The following is a 16,334-nucleotide window of genomic DNA, read 5'->3' as shown; positions in this document are numbered from 1 at the left end:
AGCATACACTTATGTGTCGTGCAAGCGGGAACTGGCCTCACGCCCAGCTGCGTGACGTCGCAGCGCTCGGGTGCTTTGCATGGGGTTGTTTTGCGAATTTGCCGCCGGGCTCCCACCGGCCCTGCGAGCTCTACTGCAGCGCCTCCCCGTGCTGCGAGATGTCGAGGCCTTCCATCTCCTGCTGCATCGAGACGCGCAGCGGCACGAAGGCGGAGACCAGCTTGAGCAGCACGAAGGTGATGCCGCCGCACCAGACGAATGTGACGGCGACACCGTAGAGCTGGATCAGCAGTTGCTTCGGATTGCCCTCGAGCAGGCCGGAGGTGCCGCCGATCGCGGAGGCCGCGAAAATGCCCGCGAGGAGCGTACCGGTCAGGCCGCCGATGCCGTGGACGCCGAACACGTCGAGCGAATCGTCATACTTGAAGCGATGCTTCAGCCAGGTACAGGCCCAGAAGCAGACCAGGCCGGCAATGATGCCGATGATGACGCCGTGCCATGGCGCGACGAAACCGGAGGCCGGGGTGATGGTGCCGAGTCCCGCGACCGCACCCGAGATCATGCCGAGCACCGACGGCTTGCGGCGCGTCGCCCATTCGATCGCGCCCCAGGTCAATGCACCGGCGCAGGCCGCAAGATGCGTGGCGGTGATTGCAAACACTGCGCGCGAATTGGCCGCGAGCGCCGAGCCGCCGTTGAAGCCGAACCAGCCGACCCAGAGCAGGCCGGTGCCGACCACGGCGAGCGACAGATCGAACGGCGACAGATTGTCATGGCCATAGCCGTGCCGGTTGCCCATCACCTTGGCGGCGACGAGGCCGCTGATGCCGGCGGAGAGATGCACGACAAGGCCGCCGGCGAAATCCATCACGCCCGCCGTGAAGAGGAAGCCGCCGCCCCACACCCAATGCGCCAGCGGCACATAGACGAAGACGAACCAGCCGATCGAGAACAGCACATAGGCGGAGAACCGCATGCGGTCGGCGACCGAGCCTGCAACCAGCGCCACGGTGATGATCGCGAACGTCATCTGGTACAGCATGAACAGCGCTTCCGGGATGGTCTTGGCCGCCGGATTGACGCTGTCCATGGTGATGCCGGCCAGGAACCAGCTGTCGAGCGAGCCGAGCCATGGACCGTTGCCGACGAAGGTCAGCGAATAGCCGAAGGTGACCCAGAGGATCGAGATCAGCGCGACGGCGGTGAGGCTCTGCGCCATCGTCGCCAGCACGTTCTTCTTGCGCACCATGCCGGAGTAGAACAGCGCGAGTCCCGGGATCGTCATCATCAGCACCAGCGCGGTGGCGACGATCATCCAGGCGGTGTCGGCGGCGTTGATGCCGGGATTGGCCGCAGAATCCTGCGCCAAGGCCGGCGCGCCCCACGCGAGCAGGATTGCAGCAGTGATCGGCGCAGCTGATATCGCTGCACGAAGAGCTCGTGCCCCCATCATCATTCCCCGGCGGTCGTGGTTTCTTGGCGTGGATTTGACGCGCGCCGGCGTCGTTGCCGGCGCGATCTCGATAGAACTCAGAGCGCGTCGTTGTCGGTCTCGCCGGTGCGGATGCGCAGGGCGTGGTCGATCGGCGTCACGAAGATCTTGCCGTCGCCGATCTGGCCGGTGCGGGCATGCTGGGTGATGACGCTGACCGCCTTGTCGGCGAGCTCGGTGTCGACGGCGATCTCGATCCTGAGCTTGGGCAGGAAGTTCACGACGTACTCGGCGCCGCGATAGATCTCGGTGTGGCCCTTCTGGCGGCCATAGCCCTTGACCTCGGTCACCGTCATGCCGTGGACGCCGATCGCGGTCAGGGCCTGGCGGACCTCGTCAAGCTTGAACGGTTTGATGATCGCGACGACGAGTTTCATGGTTCAGGCCTTTATTCCCTTGAAGTTTTCCCTGTGCGCCCGTCCCCGGAGCGGCGCTTGCCGCCACCGGAGCGACAATTTGCCGTCCCGCACATTTCGCGTCCGGCAAATCTGGCAGCTTTCTGGGCAAATGGCACAAAAAAGTTGCAGGTTGAAGGGGAAAACGTGCGCAGCGGGTGAACTCCGTCACTGTACGAGACGACAACCCTCGGCCAGAATATGGCTTTCCCGCCCCGGCCAGCGGTCCCGCTGGCTCGTTTCGCCTACCGTGCGTCCCCAAGCGCGCGCCCCGAGGAAACAAGAAATGTCGAACCGAAACTGGTTTTATGCATCCGAAGGCCAGCAAAAAGGCCCCCTGCCTGAAGCTCAGCTCCGCGACCTGATTACCCGTGGCATGGTGGGCGCCGATACGCTGGTGTGGACCGAGGGGATGGCCGGCTGGCAGAAGGCCGGGGAGATTCCGGGTCTTGTTCCGAGCGCAGGGGCGCCGTCGGCGTTTCCGCAGGCCGGCGGACCGCCGCCGGTTGCGGCAGCGGCAGGCTACAGCGGCGGCGCGCTGTCGGCCGACTTCCCGATCTGGGGCCTGTTCGGACGCAGCGTGCTGATGTTCATCGGCCAAGTCTTCGTCATCCCGGCGCCGTGGACCGCAACCGGCTTGTACCGCTTTGCGATCCCCTATATCCGCGTGCCGGGCCGGCCGCATCTCGCCTTCACCGGGCAGCCGCTCGACATCTGGTACGTCTTCATCGTGCTCGGCCTTCTGACCTATGCCGGAGCGGCCCACAGCACGATCGTGTCGCTGCTCTCGCTGGTGCTGCAGGCTTTCCTGGGCTGGATGATCGTTCGCTGGATCTTCGGCCGTCTCAGCTCGAGCGGCCAGGACCTGCCGATCTCGTTCAACGGCAGCCCGGCCGTCTATGTCGGCTGGTACGTGCTAATGGTGATCGCGTCCATCACCATCATCGGCTGGGCCTGGGTGATGACCGCATGGCTGCGCTGGATCTGCCGCAACGTCGAGGGCACGCGCCGCGAGGTCACCTTCAATGCCTCCGGCCTCGACGTGCTGTGGCGAACCATCGTGTTCGCGGTCGGCTGCGGCTTCCTGATCCCGATTCCGTGGGTGCTGCGCTGGTACGCCAACTGGTTCATCTCGCAATTCGCGTTGACCGAGCGTGGCGCAGCCGCGAACGCATAAGCTTGCGTGGCGCTTCCTCTCCCTTCACGTCGCAGGGAGAGGAGCCGCCGCTTCAACAATGCTGGAAGCGCTCGCTCAATGCTGACTTTCTCGCCGCCGGTTCCGTTGGGTGATGTCCCGCCATAGCGTCCGCCTCGAGGCTCCGACATGTTTGACAGGTCCTGGTTCTATGGATCCGACGGCCAGCAAAAGGGGCCGTGCTCGGATGCCGAGCTTCGCGACCTCATTGCCAGGCGAAAGGTGACCGCGGATACGCTGGTCTGGAGCGAAGGAATGACGGGCTGGGCCAAAGCCGGCGACGTTCCGGGTCTACTGACCAACGCGGCGCAGCCAGCGCAATCCTTCGCTCAGGGCGAGGCCGGGTTAGACCCGGCATTGGCCACCAGCGGCGCGCCGCAGCGTCAAGCCCTGGCGGCGGGAAAGATTCTGGAGCTCGACATCACGCTCGGGAGATTGCTGAGGATCTACTGGCTGTTTATCTGGCGGTCGTTTCTCGGATCGATACTGATCGGCGCGGTGCTCGGGTTCATCATCGGCCTTGTGCTGGGTGTGCTCGGTGCGCCGAGAACCCTGCTGCAAACCACAACTGGCCTGGCTGGCGCCGCCGTCGGCTTGATCTGGTCGATTGTCTGCCTTCGGATGGCGCTGGAAAAGAAATACAGCGACTTCAGGATCGCGCTCCTGCCGCGCGAGACCGGGCGCGACTGAGCGCGCCGGCGCGAGGTGCCGTGCCGCGCTTTCTATTTGCGTTCGCGCACCGAGCCTTCTTGCGCGACGGACGCCACCAGCGTGCCGTCGGGCTTGAAGATCATGCCGCGGGTCAGGCCGCGGCCCGATTGCGCGCTCGGCGAATCCTGCGCGTAGAGCAGCCATTCGTCGGCGCGGAACGGGCGGTGAAACCACATCGCGTGGTCGAGGCTCGCCGGCATCATGCGCCGGTCGAACAGCGTGCGGCCGTAGCGCGCCATCACGGCGTCGAGCAGCGAGAAGTCCGATGCATAGGCGAGCGCGCACAGATGCAGCGCCGGATCGTCGGGCAGCTTCGCGGCGGTGCGGATCCAGACATGGATGCGGCCGTCGTCGATCTGCTGGCCGAAATAGCGGCCGAGCTCGACCGGGCGCAGCTCGATCGGCCGGTCGCTCTCATAATAGCGGCGGATGAACTCCGGCATCTCCTTGAACATCGGCTGCTTCGACACTTCCTCCGCGGTCAGCTTCTCCGGCGGTGGCACGTCGGGCATCTTCTCCTGATGATTGAAGTTGCTCTCCTCATCGGCATGGAACGAGACCATGATGGAGAAGATCGCGTTGCCGTGCTGGATCGCGGTGACGCGGCGGGTCGAATAGCTCTTGCCGTCGCGCAGCCGCTCGACCTCGTAGATGATCGGGATCTGCGGATCGCCGGGCAGGATGAAATAGCAATGGATCGAATGCGGCAAACGGCCCTCGACGGTGCGGCAGGCCGCGACCATCGCCTGGCCGATCACCTGGCCGCCGAACACGCGCTGCCAGCTCGTCTTCGGGCTGTTGCCGCGGAACAAATTCACCTCGAGCTGCTCGAGATCGAGGATGGACAGCAGGTCGATCAGGCTCTTGGACATGGATGCGTCCTGGATTGGTTCGGTTTGAATGTCGTCATTCCTGGGCGCGGCGCAGCCGCGAGCCCGGAATCCATTCATCCACGGAAGATGCGGCCTGATGGATTCCGGGTTCGTGCTGCGCGCGCCCCGGAATGACGGATGGGGCTGGTTAGCCGCCCTTGTTTCTGCCCCCTGTTTCGCCCAGCTAATATCAGGTAGCAAGCACAGTCTGAGGGCGTGAGGCGCGTAGGGAAAAGGCATGCCGGCACAGCGAAGTATTGTCATCTGCGGGGGTGCATTCGCCGGTCTGGCGCTGGCCGTGGCGTTGCGCCAGGGGCTTGGGCCGGACATTCCGGTGATCGTGGCCGATCCGGCGCTGAGCCAGCGCCCGAGCCGCGATCCGCGCGCGACCGCGATCGTCGCGGCCTGCCGTCGGCTGTTCGAGACCCTCGGCGTCTGGGGCCAGGTGGCGCCGACCGCGCAGCCGATCACCGACATGGTCGTGACCGATTCCAAGCTGGAGGACGCCACGCGTCCGGTGTTCCTGACCTTCGCCGGCAATGTCGAGCCCGGCGAGCCGTTCGCCCATATGGTCGAGAACCGCCATCTGATCGATGCACTGGCGGCGCGCGCCGAGGCCGAGGGCGTCGAGCTGCGTGCCACCGCGGTGGCGAGCTTCGAGTCGCGGCGCGATGGCGTCAGCGTCACGTTGGCCGACGGCGCCGTGATCGATGCGAGCCTGCTGGTCGCCGCCGATGGTGCGCGGTCGAAGCTGCGTGAGCGCGCCGGGATTGCGACCCATGGCTGGGACTATGACCAGTCCGGCATCGTGGTCACGGTCGGGCATGAGCGCGAGCATCATGGCCGTGCCGAGGAGCATTTCCTGCCGGCGGGTCCGTTCGCGATCCTGCCGCTGACCGGCAATCGCTCCTCGCTGGTGTGGACCGAGACGCGCAAGGACGCTGCGCGTATCACGGCGCTGAGCGAGGAAGAATTCCACGCCGAGCTCGAGCAGCGTTTCGGCTTGCACCTCGGCGAGATCAAGGCGCTCGACAGGCCGCGCGCATTTCCGCTTGGCTATTTCGTCGCGCGCTCGTTCATCGCCGAACGCCTCGCGCTGATCGGTGATGCCGCGCATGTCATCCATCCGATCGCGGGGCAGGGGCTCAACATGGGCCTGAAGGATGTCGCGGCGCTTGCCGAAGTCGTTGTCGATGCGGCGCGGCTCGGCATGGATCTCGGACAGGCCGACGTGCTCGAGCGCTATCAGCGCTGGCGCCGCTTCGACACCATGGCGATGGGCGTTGCCACCAACTCGCTCAACTTCCTGTTCTCCAACGAATCGACGTTGCTGCGCACCGTACGCGACATCGGATTGGGCTTGGTCGATCGCGCGCCGCCGTTGAAGAGCATGTTCATCCGCCAGGCGGCGGGATTGTCAGGCGAGGTGCCGCGGCTCTTGAAGGGCGAGGCGCTCTAACTGGTTGTCGTGCTGGCCCCGTGCGCAATTGCGCACCAGGCCGGGACGACGCAACTGTGATCGTGCGGACCTAATCGATCTTGCGGGCCTCTTCCGGCAGCATGATCGGGATGCCGTCGCGGATCGGATAGGCGAGCTTGGCGGAGCGCGAGATCAACTCCTGCCGCGCGGCGTCGAATTCCAGCGGTCCCTTGGTGATCGGGCACACCAGGATTTCGAGCAGCTTTGGGTCGGCGGTGCTATCGAGGTGATCGGTCGTCGAGTTCATTGCGGTCTCCGGCTGCAGCGTTTTCGAGCGACGCCTGTCCTGCACTTGATGCGGATGGGTACCGGTTCGCGTGAAGAAATCGCGTCAGAATAAACTGCCGTGATGTAGCACATCCAAATGTCTGCTGTCAGCGCTTCGCCATCCGCAGCAGCTCGTCGATTGCGGCCTGCTGTTGCGCCTTCGGCAGCGTCTGCTCTGATAGCGCGTAGCCGATGAACGCCCAATAGAAGATCTGCGCCCGGCCGCGCGCGATGTCGGCGGGAAACCCGGCCTGCCGGAGCAGGGTTTCGATATAGCCGATCCGGCGCCGGTCGACCTCGAGCACGGCGGCGCGTGCTGCGGCGTCAGTTGTGGCCCAGCTACGCACCGCGCGCTCCAACGCCAGCCGCGCCGAGAAGGCGCGGCGCAGCAGCAGCGCCAGCGCGTCGCCGCCTTGCGGAATGGCCTCGAGCTCGGCGATCACCTGCTCGGCGGCGACCTCGCGCCAATGGGTGAGGATCGCGGCGCGGTAGCCGCCGATATCGGCGAAGTGCCAGTAGAAGCTGCCGCGCGAGACGCCCATGGCCTTGGCCAGCGGCTCGGCCTTGAGCGCCGTGAAGCCGCGCCGCGCCAGCGTCTTCAGGCCCTCATCGAGCCAGTCTTTTGCCGATAGCTGTTCCGTCATGGTTCCCGTCCGCGACGACCATACACAAGTGTATTGACATGCGCCAGCGTCCGGTGTCCTATCCATACAGTACTGTATGGATGATTGCATGGAGACTTGGCGATGCGTGATCTTCTGCTGCAAGGCGCCGGGCTCATCGCGATCCTGGTCAGCCTGATCCATGGCGTTCTCGGCGAGACCAAGATCTTCGCGCGCGCCACGATCGAGCCGCCGCGGCTGCGCCTCTTGCTTCGCCTGGTCTATCAGGCCGGCACCGTCGCGTGGATCGGCGGCGGCGTGCTGCTGATTGCAACGCCGGCGATGGCCTCCGATGCCGCAAGGCACTGGATCGTGGCGACGCTCGCCGTCGTGTTCGGCTTCGCCGCGCTGGCGAATGCAATCGCGACCCGCTTCCGCCACATCGGCTGGATGGCGATGAGCGCCGTGGTGGCGCTTGCCGCCGCCGGCTATTAGCGAGCACTGCCATGAACACTGATCGCATCAATCTCAGCATCGCCAACGGTGTCGCGGACGTCAGGCTCAATCGACCGGACAAGCTCAATGCGCTCGATCCTGACATGTTCACCGCGATTGCCGACATCGGCGCACGGGTCGCAGACAACCCAAGGGTTCGCGCCGTGGTGTTGTCGGGCAACGGCCAAGGCTTCTGCGCCGGTCTCGACATCGAGCGGCTGGTCGCAACGACCGAGGGCGAATCCATCCTGCCCTTTGTCGATCTCGGTCAGCGCACCCACGGGATCGCCAATTTCGCCCAGCATCTGGTGTGGCTCTGGCGCGAGCTGCCGATGCCGGTGATTGCCGCCGTTCACGGCATCGCCTTCGGCGGCGGCTTTCAACTCATGCTCGGCGCCGACATCAGATATCTCGCGCCCGGCACGCGCCTCGCGATCATCGAGGCCAAGTGGGGGCTGGTGCCCGACATGGCCGGGACGCAGTTGATGCGCCACCTCGCGCGCGAAGATGTAATCCGCGAACTGACCTACTCCGCGCGCACCTTTTCAGCCGAGGACGCGCTCGGTTACGGTTTCGCCACCCGGATCGTTGAAGACCCGCGCGTGGCTGCGCTTGAGACGGCGCGTGCGATCGCGGATCGCAGCCCGGACGCGATCCGTGCTGCCAAGCGGCTGCTCAATCTTGTCGCCGATCGCGACGCGGCGACCGCGCTCGCGGCCGAAACCGAGGAACAAAGCAACCTGCTCGGCACGCCCAATCACGTCGAGGCCGTCAGGGCGAACCTGGAACGGCGACCGCCGCAATGGAGTCTTGCATGACCGCCAGCCCGGGATTCGATCTGGAGCGTCTCGTTGCGGCCAATGCGTCGGCGGCCTTCAATCGGCTTGTCGGCTTCGAAGTCGTCTCCGCCGGTGCCGGCGAAGTCGAGCTGCGCTTGCCGTGGCGCGACGATCTCACCCAATATGCGGGGCACCTGCATGCCGGCATGATCGCAGCCTTGCTCGACACCGCGTGCGGCTTTGCCGCGGCGTCGATCGTAGGCTCCGTCACGGCATCACATTTCTCGATGAATTGCCTGAGGCCGGCCGTGGGCCGCTGTTTCATCGCCAAGGGTGTCACGCCGCGTGTGGGGCGCCGGCAGATTTTTGCCCGCGCCGAACTGTTTGCCGAGATCGAGCAGGGCAAAACCGTGCTGGTTGCGACCGGCGAGACGTTGCTGATTCCGCTCGCCGGCTGATCGGTCAACTCTGGAGCTTGAACATGTCTCTCGTCCTCGTCACCGGCGGGACGGGCCATCTCGGCCGCGATCTCGTCGATCACCTCGTGCAGGCGGGGCACACGGTGCGTGTCTTCGCCAGATCCCGACAGGGACGGACCGATGTCGAGTGGGCGATCGGCGATCTCGCCAGCGGGCAAGGCTTGCGAGCTGCGTTGAACGGCGTGCACACCGTGATCAATGCCGCGACCCATTCGCCGATCGCTCGCCGCGGCGGCTTCAGGCCAATCGACTTTTTCAAGTCGCCGGCGGCAGTGGATGTCGAGGGAACCGCGCGGTTGCTCGGCTTCAGCCACGACGCCGGCGTGCAGCATTTGCTTCACGTCTCGATCGTCGGGCTCGACGACGCGACACTGCCCTATGCGCGCGTCAAGCTTGCGGGAGAGCAATTGGTCCGGCAATCGTGCGTCTCATGGTCGGTGATTCGTGCAATGCCGTTCCACTATCTCCTTGCGGACCTGCTGTCAGGCATGACCGCTCTTCCCGTGTGGCCGATACCTCGAGCGACGTTCAATCCGGTCGATACGTCTGACGTTGCGGACTATCTCGCCAGATGCGCCTTCGACGGGGGACGCGGCGTGCGCGCCGAGATCGGCGGACCCGACGACCTTAGCCTGGTCGAGATTGCCCGGCAGTTTCAAGTCGCACGCGGACTTCGCCGGGTCGTCCTGCCCGTGCCACTGTCGGACAAGGCCGCGCGGGGTATGGGTTTCGTCGTCAGCCAAGGGGTCCGGGGCACACGGTCATGGGCGGACTGGTTGAAGCAGGCGTTCGCGCAGCGGCGGTCGGCCGCGTAGTCGGTTGTCCGGCAGGCAAACGCCGAGGCGCAAAGCTTAGGCCTAAGGGAGAACGAGTCCGCGCTATTGCAGGGGGCGCGATATTTATGGGGTCATCAATTTCCGTGCGGAATCGGCTTACGCACGGATAACCATGCGACTGAAAGTTGTAGAAAATTATCGAGAAGACAATTCAATCGGCCTAGCTTGTCCATGCGGACAACCATGGACCGACGCATGTTTCGTGTTCTGACGTGCCTTTCAGGTGAGCATGACTGGCGGCTGGTTCTGCTGGCCGGACTGGTCTGCTTCGTTGCCAGCATTGTGGCCGTCAACATCTTCCATCGCGCGATCGCCTCGCAGGCGAGAACGAGGCTGATCTGGATCGCGATCGCGGGAGCTGCGATCGGCTACGGCATCTGGGCAACGCATTTCATCGCCATGCTGGCCTACGAGCCGGGCGTGCCGACCGGCTACGGCATCGTTCTCACCGCGCTGTCGCTTGCGGTGGCGATGATGCTGACATCCGGCGGCCTCGGCCTTGCCACCAGCGAGAACAGCCGCTGGCGCGCGCCGGTCGGCGGCGCGGTGATCGGGGCCGGCATCGCCAGCATGCATTATCTCGGGATGTGGGCGCTGGAAGTGCCCGGCCACGTGGTGTGGTCGATGGACCTCGTGGCCGCCTCCATCGTGCTCGGCATGCTGTTCGGCTACGCCGCGCTGGCGATCGCGGTCCGTCACCAGGATCGCTGGATGTCGCTGGTCGCGGCGCTGTTGCTGACGCTTGCGATCGTGTCGCATCATTTCACCGCGATGGGCGCGGTCGAGATCATTCCGGATCCGCTGCTGGCTCCGGAGGCCATGTCGCTCTCTCCCGCCTTCCTCGCCATCGTGATCGCGGGCGTGGCGCTCTCGGTGCTCGGGATGAGCCTGGTCGGCGTGCTCGCGGACCGGCGGCTCGCGCTTCGCACTCGCCGCTTCGAGGAGATCATCAGTCAGTTGTCGCTGGCGCGGCAACAGGTCGAGGCGTCGCAGAAGGAGCTGGAAGAGCAGCGGCTGCGGCTGGATACGGCGATCAACCACATGGGCGAGGGCCTTTGCATGTTCGATGCGGAGAAGCGCCTCGTCGTCTGCAATGATCGCTATGCCAAGATGTACCGGCTGCCGCCCGAACTGCTGGTGCCCGGCACGGCCCATTGCGAGATCATCACGCATCGGATCGCCAACGGCATCCTCAAGGGCGAGACGAGCAACGTCGCCGCGACGCAGGTGCTCGCGACGCTGAACGCGCTGCCGGCCGGCGAGATCAGCAGCCGGGTCGACGAGCTGGCCGATGGTCGGCTGATCTGCGTGACGCGGCAGCCGATGCCAGGCGGCGGCTGGGTGGCGACGCATCGCGACGTCACCGAGCAGCGGCGCTCCGAGGCCAAGATCACCCATATGGCGCAGCACGACGCGCTGACCGACCTGCCGAATCGCGTGCTGCTCAAGGAATGGATGGAGCAGGCGCTTTCCGGCGCGAGGTGCGGCGGGCCGAGCCTTGCGGTGCTGATGCTCGATCTCGATCGCTTCAAGGACGTCAACGACACGCTCGGACATCCGGCGGGCGATGCGCTGCTGAAGTCGGTGGCCGCGCGGCTGCGCCGCTGCGTCAGCGATACGACGCTTGTGGCGCGGCTCGGCGGCGACGAGTTCGCCGTGATCGATTACGTCAGCGATCCGGTCGCCGAGGCCGGCCTGCTCGCGGAGAAGATCAGGAAGGCGCTCAGCGAGCCGATCGATCTCGGCCATCATCGGGTGACCACCACGACCAGTATCGGCATCGCGCTCGCACCGCGCGACGGCACCGATTCGGACGAGGTCCTGCGCAGCGCCGATCTTGCGCTCTATTCGGCGAAGAGCGGCGGACGCGGCTCGTTCCGTTTCTTCGAGCCGGAGCTCGACCGGTTGTTGCAGGCCCGGCGCAGCCTCGAGCGCGACATGCGCAGTGCGCTCGCCAATGGCGAGTTCGAGCTGCACTATCAGCCGTTCATCCATGTCGCGAGCGGGGAGACCTGCGGCTTCGAGGCGCTGCTGCGATGGCATCATCCGCAGCGCGGCATGATCTCGCCGGCGCAGTTCATTCCGCTCGCGGAAGAGACCGGCCTGATCGTGCCGCTCGGAGAATGGGTGCTGCGCACCGCGTGCGCGGAAGCCGCCAAATGGCCCGACGACCTCAAGATCGCGATCAATCTGTCGCCGGTGCAGTTCAGGAGCCCGGAGCTGGTTCCGGTAATCGTGCACGCGCTGGCGAGCGCGGGAATCTCTCCTGACCGGCTCGAGCTCGAAGTCACTGAAACGGCCATCATCCAGGACAGCGAAGCGGTGTTCGCGGCGCTCAGCCAGCTGCACGATCTCGGGGTGCGGATTGCGCTCGACGATTTCGGCACGGGTTATTCCTCGCTGAGCTTCCTGCAGAAGTTTCCGTTCGACAAGGTCAAGATCGACCGCAGCTTCGTGTCAGAACTCTCGGGCGCATCGGACGAGTCGCGCCGGATCGCGCGCGCGATCGTTCGCTTCGCCGTCAGCCTCGGCAAGACGACGACGGCCGAGGGCGTCGAGACCAGGGAGCAGCTCGAGATCCTCCGCGCCGATGCCTGCGTGGAAGTGCAGGGCTTCCACTTCAGCCCGCCGGTGCAGAGCGAGAAGGTCGCAGAGATGATCGGCGGGCGCGCCCCGGCAGCGGCCGAGCGCCCCGCGGTTCGTTTCGCGGTGGCGGGTGCCGCCTCCTGATCGAACACCGCATCGGCAGATTCGGATGCCCGTGAGGCGTAAGGCCGCAGCACGCGGTCAAAACCAGATTGCGCGTGGAGCGCAAAGCGGTTTTCGCGACCGTTAGAACTTCTCTAAAGCCTGCCGCTGACGCGCTTCCTTGACTTGGCAATTCCCTCGGCATTGTTCACGCATGTGCTCGGCGCGATGTGCGTTGTGGGCATCGTCAACGGAGGGGATGCGCGTGAGAGTGATTTTGAGCGCTGTGATTGCAGCTGGAGTCCTGGGGCTCTTCGGATCGGCGGCGTTCGCCGACGGCTACAAGACTTGCACCAAGCTCGACAAGGCGTCGTGGAAGCCGGCAAGCGATGCCGAAGCGAAGGCCAAGGCGGCGGGCTACGAGGTGCGCCGGTCGAAGGTCGAAGGCTCCTGCTACGAAGTCTACGGCGTCAAGGAAGGCAAGCTCTACGAGCTGTTCTACAGCCCGGAAGATCTCAGCCTGAAGCACACGATCCCCAAGTGAATCGTCAAGTGAATCGTCGAGTGAAGCGGGCGCGATGACGGAGGCGGCGCCGGGCGCTCGCGGCGCGACCAGCGTGCAGGTCTGGGACCTGCCGCTGCGGCTGTGGCACTGGGCGCTCGCCGTCCTCGTCCTGGCCGCATGGGTGACACCCAACACCTACGACCGGCTGCACCGGCTGGCCGGCTATTCCGTGATCGGGCTATTGGCGTTCCGGCTGATCTGGGGCTTCGCCGGCACGCGCTATGCGCGTTTCGGCAAGCTCGGCGTCCGCCTGCGCGCCGCGCCGCGCTACATCTGGAATCTCCGCCGCGGCGTCACCGGTCGCTATATCGGGCTCAATCCCGCGGGGACCGTGATGCTGGTGGCCCTGCTGCTCATGCTCGCGGTCTCGGCGATCACAGGTGCGATGGAGGTCACCGTCACCTTCTTCGGCGTCTGGTGGGTCGAGGACACCCACGCCTATGCTTCGGATGCGGTGATCATCCTGGTTGGCCTGCATGTGCTCGGCGTCATCGTGGTGGGATTGCTGCAGCGTCAGAACCTGGTGCGCGCAATGCTCACCGGGCGCAAGCGGCTCCGCAATCGCTGACGAACGCGTGGCTTTGGTTTGGGCATGATCTCCGCGCAAACGCGTTCCGCGTTTGTCGCGAGGGAAAACCGCCTCGCAGTTTTCCGGATCATGCTCATTGCACCGGCGGGTCCCCTGAGGTGCGTTTCTTGGCGAGGTCCATCTCGGTGACGGCGATCAGGATCTCGGCGCGGGTCTTCAGGTCGGGCGCCTCGAGCATCGCCTGCTTTTCGGCCGGACCATAGGGCGACATCATCGCCAGCGCATTGACCAGCGCCTCGTTGGGCGCGGACTCGATACCCTCCCAGTCGACCTTCAGATTGTTGGCCTCCAGGAAGTCGGCGAGCACCTCGAGCAGCGCCTTGCGATCGACGGCGTCTTCGCCCTTGCGCGCGGTGAAGTCGCCGACGAAGGAGAAGAAGTCGACCTTGCACTGCCGGTACGGCGTCTGCACGGTCAGCTCCTCGACCACCTTGAAGCGCGCGACGCCGGTCAGTTCGAGGATGTAGCGGCCGTCGCCGGATTCGGCGAGCTGGGTGATGCGGCCGACGCAGCCGATGCGGAACAGCACCGGCTTCGACTCCTTGTGCGAATGGGCCACATCAGGCTGGATCATGCCGATCAGGCGATGACCGTCGCGCAGCGCGTCGTCGATCATCGCGAGATAACGCGGCTCGAAGATGTTGAGCGGCATCTGGCCGCGCGGCAACAACAGCGCGCCGGGCAGCGGGAACACCGGGATCACCTCGGGGAGCTCGCCGGGCCCGCGATATTCGGCATTGATCGGCATCTGCGGTCCCGCTGCTGTGACGGGCGAATTTTACGAGAACAGGATCGTCGACAACCGCCTGCGCCCCTCGACGGTTGCCTCATCGGTGCCGCCCCACGCTTCGAAGAACTGCACCAGCTGCTTGCGCGCGCCGTCGTCGTTCCACTTGCGGTCACGCTTGACGATGGCGAGCAGCTGCTCGGTCGCCTCGGTGCGCTTGTTCATCGCGTTGAGCGCGGTCGCGAGATCGAAGCGGGCTTGATGATCGAGCGGGTTTGCGGCGACTTTCTGTTCGAGCTCGGCGATCGGGCCGACCGACTGCGCCTGTTCGGCGAGATCGATCGCAGCCTGCACCGCCTTCACCGCGGCGTCGTTGCGCTTGGATTCCGGCACCATTGCGAGCGTCTGCTTGGCCTGCTCGACCGCGCCTGATGTCATGTAGCATTTGGCGAGGCCGGCCAGCGCCGCGATATTGGTGGCGTCGTGCGCCAGCACCTCGGCGTAGATCTGCGCCGCACCTTCGGCGTCGCCTTCGGCAAGCGCGGCGTCGGCCTCGGCCAGGATCTCGGTGAGATTGGGCTCGCCGGCGGCGGGCACACCCTTGGTGATCTTCTCGATGAAGGCGTTGACCTGGCTCTCCGGCACCGCGCCCATGAAGCCGTCGGCGGGCTGGCCGTTGACGAACGCGATCACGGCCGGGATCGACTGAATGCCCATCTGGCCGGGAATCTGCGGATGCTCGTCGATGTTCATCTTGACCAGCTTGACCCGGCCCTTGGCGTTCTTGACCGCCTTTTCCAGGATCGGCGTCAGCTGGCGGCAGGGGCCGCACCAGGGCGCCCAGAAGTCGATCATCACCGGCTGGCGGCGCGATTCCTCGATGACGTCCTTGACGAAGGTCTGGGTCGTCGTTTCCTTGATCAGATCGGGCGCTGCCTGGGGCGTGGGGCCGCCCTGCTCCATTATCGTCACGTTGTCCTCGCCTGCTTCTGAGGTCGGAATTCCGGGGGCGTTCTAGCACGCTCCGCACGGCACGTTCAGCCGTTCTGTGAGCCTAGAGCATGATCCCGGAAAAGTGGGAACCGGTTTTCCGACGATCACGCCCAGTACATGGCGGCGAGCCGGCAAAATTCAATCGCCTGCGGTCCGATCCCGCTCGATCGGAGATCGGGTGGGCTGCGTCCCCGGAGCGGCCGATGATGGCGGTCCTTGATGGCAACGGGGAACACCCATGGCGAAGGCCTATTACAGCACCGTGTTCGAGCAGCCGGCCGGCGAAGTCTGGAAAATCATCCGCGATTTCAACAATTACCCGGTCTGGGTCCGTGGCGCGGGGAGCAGCGAGATCGAGGACGGCAAGTCCGGCGACACGGTCGGTGCCGTGCGCAACGTGCTGTACCGGGAGCGGCGGATCCGGCAGCGGCTGCTCGCGCAGTCCGACGTCGAGCGCTTCCAGACTTACGAATTTGCCGGACCCCCGACCCTGCCGATGGCGGATTTCAGCGCCACCCTGCGGGTGACCCCGGTGGTCGACGGCGACCGGGCCTTTATCGAATGGTGGGCGGTGTTCGATTGCGAGGCCGACCGCCGCGTCGAACTGGCGCAGACCCTGGCCGGCTGGTTCGAGACCTGGCTCGAATCGCTCCGGGATGAGATGGCTTTGAGGCCGGTTCCGGCGGAAACATAAAAAGAAATCGTCGCAGCGGCCGGTTTCGGCCGATTCGGGGTCAATTTTTAGCGAAACCGTGCGATTTCGTGAGGTTCAGACCGCGCTCTTGTGTTGCATTCACAGACGGCTTTTGGCATAGGTCTGCCGTTGCCGGCGAGCGATCGCCGCCATTTCGGATGCGGGTGTAGCTCAGTGGTAGAGCACGACCTTGCCAAGGTCGGGGTCGAGGGTTCGAGCCCCTTCGCCCGCTCCAAAATCTCTCGCTGACCGCGAATACCTCGCCGACAGAGCTGACAGGCTGATGAAGGCCCGCCCACTGGTGCGGGCTTTTTTGTTGTTCAGGCGGTTTTGCTGTTCGGGGCGGCGCTCGGCGGTCAGGATGCCGTGGCCCGCGATGGCCGCTTCCCGGCTCGTTAACCGTCGGATCGTGCGTTCTCAAAACTGATAGAAATTTGTGGTTGTGTCGGCGTTGAAATGGCTGCCGCTCGCCTTT

General features: G+C 65.2%; 18 protein-coding genes and 1 tRNA gene. 12 read left to right on the top strand and 7 right to left on the bottom strand.

The features are described from left to right. Positions 1 to 130: 130 nt before the first annotated feature. Both ALC15_RS15435 and ALC15_RS15430 read right to left on the bottom strand, forming a co-directional pair. The gene (locus ALC15_RS15435; protein ID WP_050628072.1) at positions 131 to 1,450 is read right to left on the bottom strand and encodes an ammonium transporter; all 1,320 of its coding nucleotides are present in this window, start codon (positions 1,448 to 1,450) and stop codon (positions 131 to 133) included. A gap of 80 nt (positions 1,451 to 1,530) precedes the next feature. Then, positions 1,531 to 1,869 carry a P-II family nitrogen regulator gene (locus tag ALC15_RS15430; protein ID WP_016841426.1) on the bottom strand — a complete coding sequence of 113 codons (339 nt, stop codon included), beginning with the start codon at positions 1,867 to 1,869 and terminating at the stop codon, positions 1,531 to 1,533. A gap of 304 nt (positions 1,870 to 2,173) precedes the next feature. Between ALC15_RS15430 and ALC15_RS15425 the strand changes: the two genes are divergently transcribed. Next, positions 2,174 to 3,064, top strand: a complete 891-nt coding sequence (locus ALC15_RS15425; RefSeq protein WP_050627973.1) for a DUF4339 domain-containing protein — start codon at positions 2,174 to 2,176, stop codon at positions 3,062 to 3,064. A 147-nt stretch (positions 3,065 to 3,211) separates the two neighbouring features. Next, positions 3,212 to 3,772: a GYF domain-containing protein gene (locus tag ALC15_RS47595; RefSeq protein ID WP_050627972.1), complete on the top strand. Its 561-nt coding sequence runs from the start codon at positions 3,212 to 3,214 to the stop codon at positions 3,770 to 3,772. Positions 3,773 to 3,804: 32 nt separating this feature from the next. Here the strand turns inward: ALC15_RS47595 and tesB are convergent, their stop codons facing one another. Then, positions 3,805 to 4,665 (bottom strand): acyl-CoA thioesterase II, encoded by an 861-nt coding sequence (gene tesB / locus ALC15_RS15415; protein WP_050627971.1) that lies wholly within the window; start codon positions 4,663 to 4,665, stop codon positions 3,805 to 3,807. A gap of 238 nt (positions 4,666 to 4,903) precedes the next feature. Between tesB and ALC15_RS15410 the strand changes: the two genes are divergently transcribed. Then, on the top strand, positions 4,904 to 6,124 hold the full coding sequence (locus tag ALC15_RS15410) for a ubiquinone biosynthesis hydroxylase (protein ID WP_050627970.1): 1,221 nt from the start codon (positions 4,904 to 4,906) through the stop codon (positions 6,122 to 6,124). A 70-nt stretch (positions 6,125 to 6,194) separates the two neighbouring features. Here the strand turns inward: ALC15_RS15410 and ALC15_RS15405 are convergent, their stop codons facing one another. Both ALC15_RS15405 and ALC15_RS15400 read right to left on the bottom strand, forming a co-directional pair. Beyond that, positions 6,195 to 6,392, bottom strand: coding sequence for a Trm112 family protein (locus ALC15_RS15405; RefSeq protein WP_029080935.1), 198 nt, complete (start codon positions 6,390 to 6,392; stop codon positions 6,195 to 6,197). A 127-nt stretch (positions 6,393 to 6,519) separates the two neighbouring features. After that, positions 6,520 to 7,056 carry a TetR/AcrR family transcriptional regulator gene (locus ALC15_RS15400; RefSeq protein ID WP_050627969.1) on the bottom strand — a complete coding sequence of 179 codons (537 nt, stop codon included), beginning with the start codon at positions 7,054 to 7,056 and terminating at the stop codon, positions 6,520 to 6,522. A 102-nt stretch (positions 7,057 to 7,158) separates the two neighbouring features. Here ALC15_RS15400 and ALC15_RS15395 point away from each other — a divergent pair, with 102 nt between their 5' ends. The 7 genes from ALC15_RS15395 (at position 7,159) to ALC15_RS15365 (ending at position 13,424) form a co-directional block, all read left to right on the top strand. After that, on the top strand, positions 7,159 to 7,509 hold the full coding sequence (locus ALC15_RS15395) for a hypothetical protein (RefSeq protein ID WP_050627968.1): 351 nt from the start codon (positions 7,159 to 7,161) through the stop codon (positions 7,507 to 7,509). 11 nt (positions 7,510 to 7,520) lie between these two features. Then, positions 7,521 to 8,327: a crotonase/enoyl-CoA hydratase family protein gene (locus ALC15_RS15390; RefSeq protein ID WP_050627967.1), complete on the top strand. Its 807-nt coding sequence runs from the start codon at positions 7,521 to 7,523 to the stop codon at positions 8,325 to 8,327. Then, positions 8,324 to 8,746, top strand: coding sequence for a PaaI family thioesterase (locus ALC15_RS15385; protein WP_050627966.1), 423 nt, complete (start codon positions 8,324 to 8,326; stop codon positions 8,744 to 8,746). The genes ALC15_RS15390 and ALC15_RS15385 overlap by 4 nt, the downstream gene beginning before the upstream one ends. Before the next feature lie 23 nt (positions 8,747 to 8,769). Next, complete coding sequence (locus ALC15_RS15380) at positions 8,770 to 9,582, top strand: SDR family oxidoreductase (RefSeq protein WP_050628071.1); 813 nt, start codon at positions 8,770 to 8,772, stop codon at positions 9,580 to 9,582. Between the two features lie 216 nt (positions 9,583 to 9,798). Continuing rightward, a complete protein-coding gene (locus tag ALC15_RS15375; protein ID WP_244486105.1) occupies positions 9,799 to 12,333 on the top strand; it encodes a bifunctional diguanylate cyclase/phosphodiesterase in 2,535 nt (844 codons plus the stop codon). Positions 12,334 to 12,550: 217 nt separating this feature from the next. Further along, positions 12,551 to 12,835: a PepSY domain-containing protein gene (locus tag ALC15_RS15370; protein ID WP_094193909.1), complete on the top strand. Its 285-nt coding sequence runs from the start codon at positions 12,551 to 12,553 to the stop codon at positions 12,833 to 12,835. Between the two features lie 34 nt (positions 12,836 to 12,869). Beyond that, complete coding sequence (locus ALC15_RS15365) at positions 12,870 to 13,424, top strand: cytochrome b/b6 domain-containing protein (RefSeq protein WP_050627965.1); 555 nt, start codon at positions 12,870 to 12,872, stop codon at positions 13,422 to 13,424. Between the two features lie 94 nt (positions 13,425 to 13,518). Here ALC15_RS15365 and ALC15_RS15360 read toward each other — a convergent pair whose 3' ends face one another. Both ALC15_RS15360 and trxA read right to left on the bottom strand, forming a co-directional pair. Next, complete coding sequence (locus ALC15_RS15360) at positions 13,519 to 14,193, bottom strand: LON peptidase substrate-binding domain-containing protein (RefSeq protein ID WP_050627964.1); 675 nt, start codon at positions 14,191 to 14,193, stop codon at positions 13,519 to 13,521. A 30-nt stretch (positions 14,194 to 14,223) separates the two neighbouring features. Next, complete coding sequence (gene trxA / locus ALC15_RS15355; protein ID WP_050627963.1) at positions 14,224 to 15,144, bottom strand: thioredoxin; 921 nt, start codon at positions 15,142 to 15,144, stop codon at positions 14,224 to 14,226. 259 nt (positions 15,145 to 15,403) lie between these two features. On the opposite strand from trxA, the gene ALC15_RS15350 reads away from it, so the two are divergent. After that, positions 15,404 to 15,859: an SRPBCC family protein gene (locus ALC15_RS15350; protein ID WP_050627962.1), complete on the top strand. Its 456-nt coding sequence runs from the start codon at positions 15,404 to 15,406 to the stop codon at positions 15,857 to 15,859. Positions 15,860 to 16,019: 160 nt separating this feature from the next. Continuing rightward, positions 16,020 to 16,094: transfer RNA gene (locus ALC15_RS15345), tRNA-Gly, on the top strand. Positions 16,095 to 16,334: the final 240 nt, after the last annotated feature.

Origin of the sequence: Bradyrhizobium viridifuturi (genome assembly GCF_001238275.1) — a bacterium.
GTDB classification, from domain to species: domain Bacteria; phylum Pseudomonadota; class Alphaproteobacteria; order Rhizobiales; family Xanthobacteraceae; genus Bradyrhizobium; species Bradyrhizobium viridifuturi.
Note: the sequence above shows the minus strand (reverse complement) of the source record. Positions and strands in the feature narration are given on the sequence as shown.

Coding starts and splice junctions, on each gene's coding strand:
- ALC15_RS15435 (WP_050628072.1), bottom strand. CDS start 1,450: ATGGGGGCACGAGCTCTTCGTGCAGCGATATCAGCTGCGCCGATCACT.
- ALC15_RS15430 (WP_016841426.1), bottom strand. CDS start 1,869: ATGAAACTCGTCGTCGCGATCATCAAACCGTTCAAGCTTGACGAGGTC.
- ALC15_RS15425 (WP_050627973.1), top strand. CDS start 2,174: ATGTCGAACCGAAACTGGTTTTATGCATCCGAAGGCCAGCAAAAAGGC.
- ALC15_RS47595 (WP_050627972.1), top strand. CDS start 3,212: ATGTTTGACAGGTCCTGGTTCTATGGATCCGACGGCCAGCAAAAGGGG.
- tesB (WP_050627971.1), bottom strand. CDS start 4,665: ATGTCCAAGAGCCTGATCGACCTGCTGTCCATCCTCGATCTCGAGCAG.
- ALC15_RS15410 (WP_050627970.1), top strand. CDS start 4,904: ATGCCGGCACAGCGAAGTATTGTCATCTGCGGGGGTGCATTCGCCGGT.
- ALC15_RS15405 (WP_029080935.1), bottom strand. CDS start 6,392: ATGAACTCGACGACCGATCACCTCGATAGCACCGCCGACCCAAAGCTG.
- ALC15_RS15400 (WP_050627969.1), bottom strand. CDS start 7,056: ATGACGGAACAGCTATCGGCAAAAGACTGGCTCGATGAGGGCCTGAAG.
- ALC15_RS15395 (WP_050627968.1), top strand. CDS start 7,159: ATGCGTGATCTTCTGCTGCAAGGCGCCGGGCTCATCGCGATCCTGGTC.
- ALC15_RS15390 (WP_050627967.1), top strand. CDS start 7,521: ATGAACACTGATCGCATCAATCTCAGCATCGCCAACGGTGTCGCGGAC.
- ALC15_RS15385 (WP_050627966.1), top strand. CDS start 8,324: ATGACCGCCAGCCCGGGATTCGATCTGGAGCGTCTCGTTGCGGCCAAT.
- ALC15_RS15380 (WP_050628071.1), top strand. CDS start 8,770: ATGTCTCTCGTCCTCGTCACCGGCGGGACGGGCCATCTCGGCCGCGAT.
- ALC15_RS15375 (WP_244486105.1), top strand. CDS start 9,799: ATGTTTCGTGTTCTGACGTGCCTTTCAGGTGAGCATGACTGGCGGCTG.
- ALC15_RS15370 (WP_094193909.1), top strand. CDS start 12,551: ATGCGCGTGAGAGTGATTTTGAGCGCTGTGATTGCAGCTGGAGTCCTG.
- ALC15_RS15365 (WP_050627965.1), top strand. CDS start 12,870: ATGACGGAGGCGGCGCCGGGCGCTCGCGGCGCGACCAGCGTGCAGGTC.
- ALC15_RS15360 (WP_050627964.1), bottom strand. CDS start 14,193: ATGCCGATCAATGCCGAATATCGCGGGCCCGGCGAGCTCCCCGAGGTG.
- ALC15_RS15350 (WP_050627962.1), top strand. CDS start 15,404: ATGGCGAAGGCCTATTACAGCACCGTGTTCGAGCAGCCGGCCGGCGAA.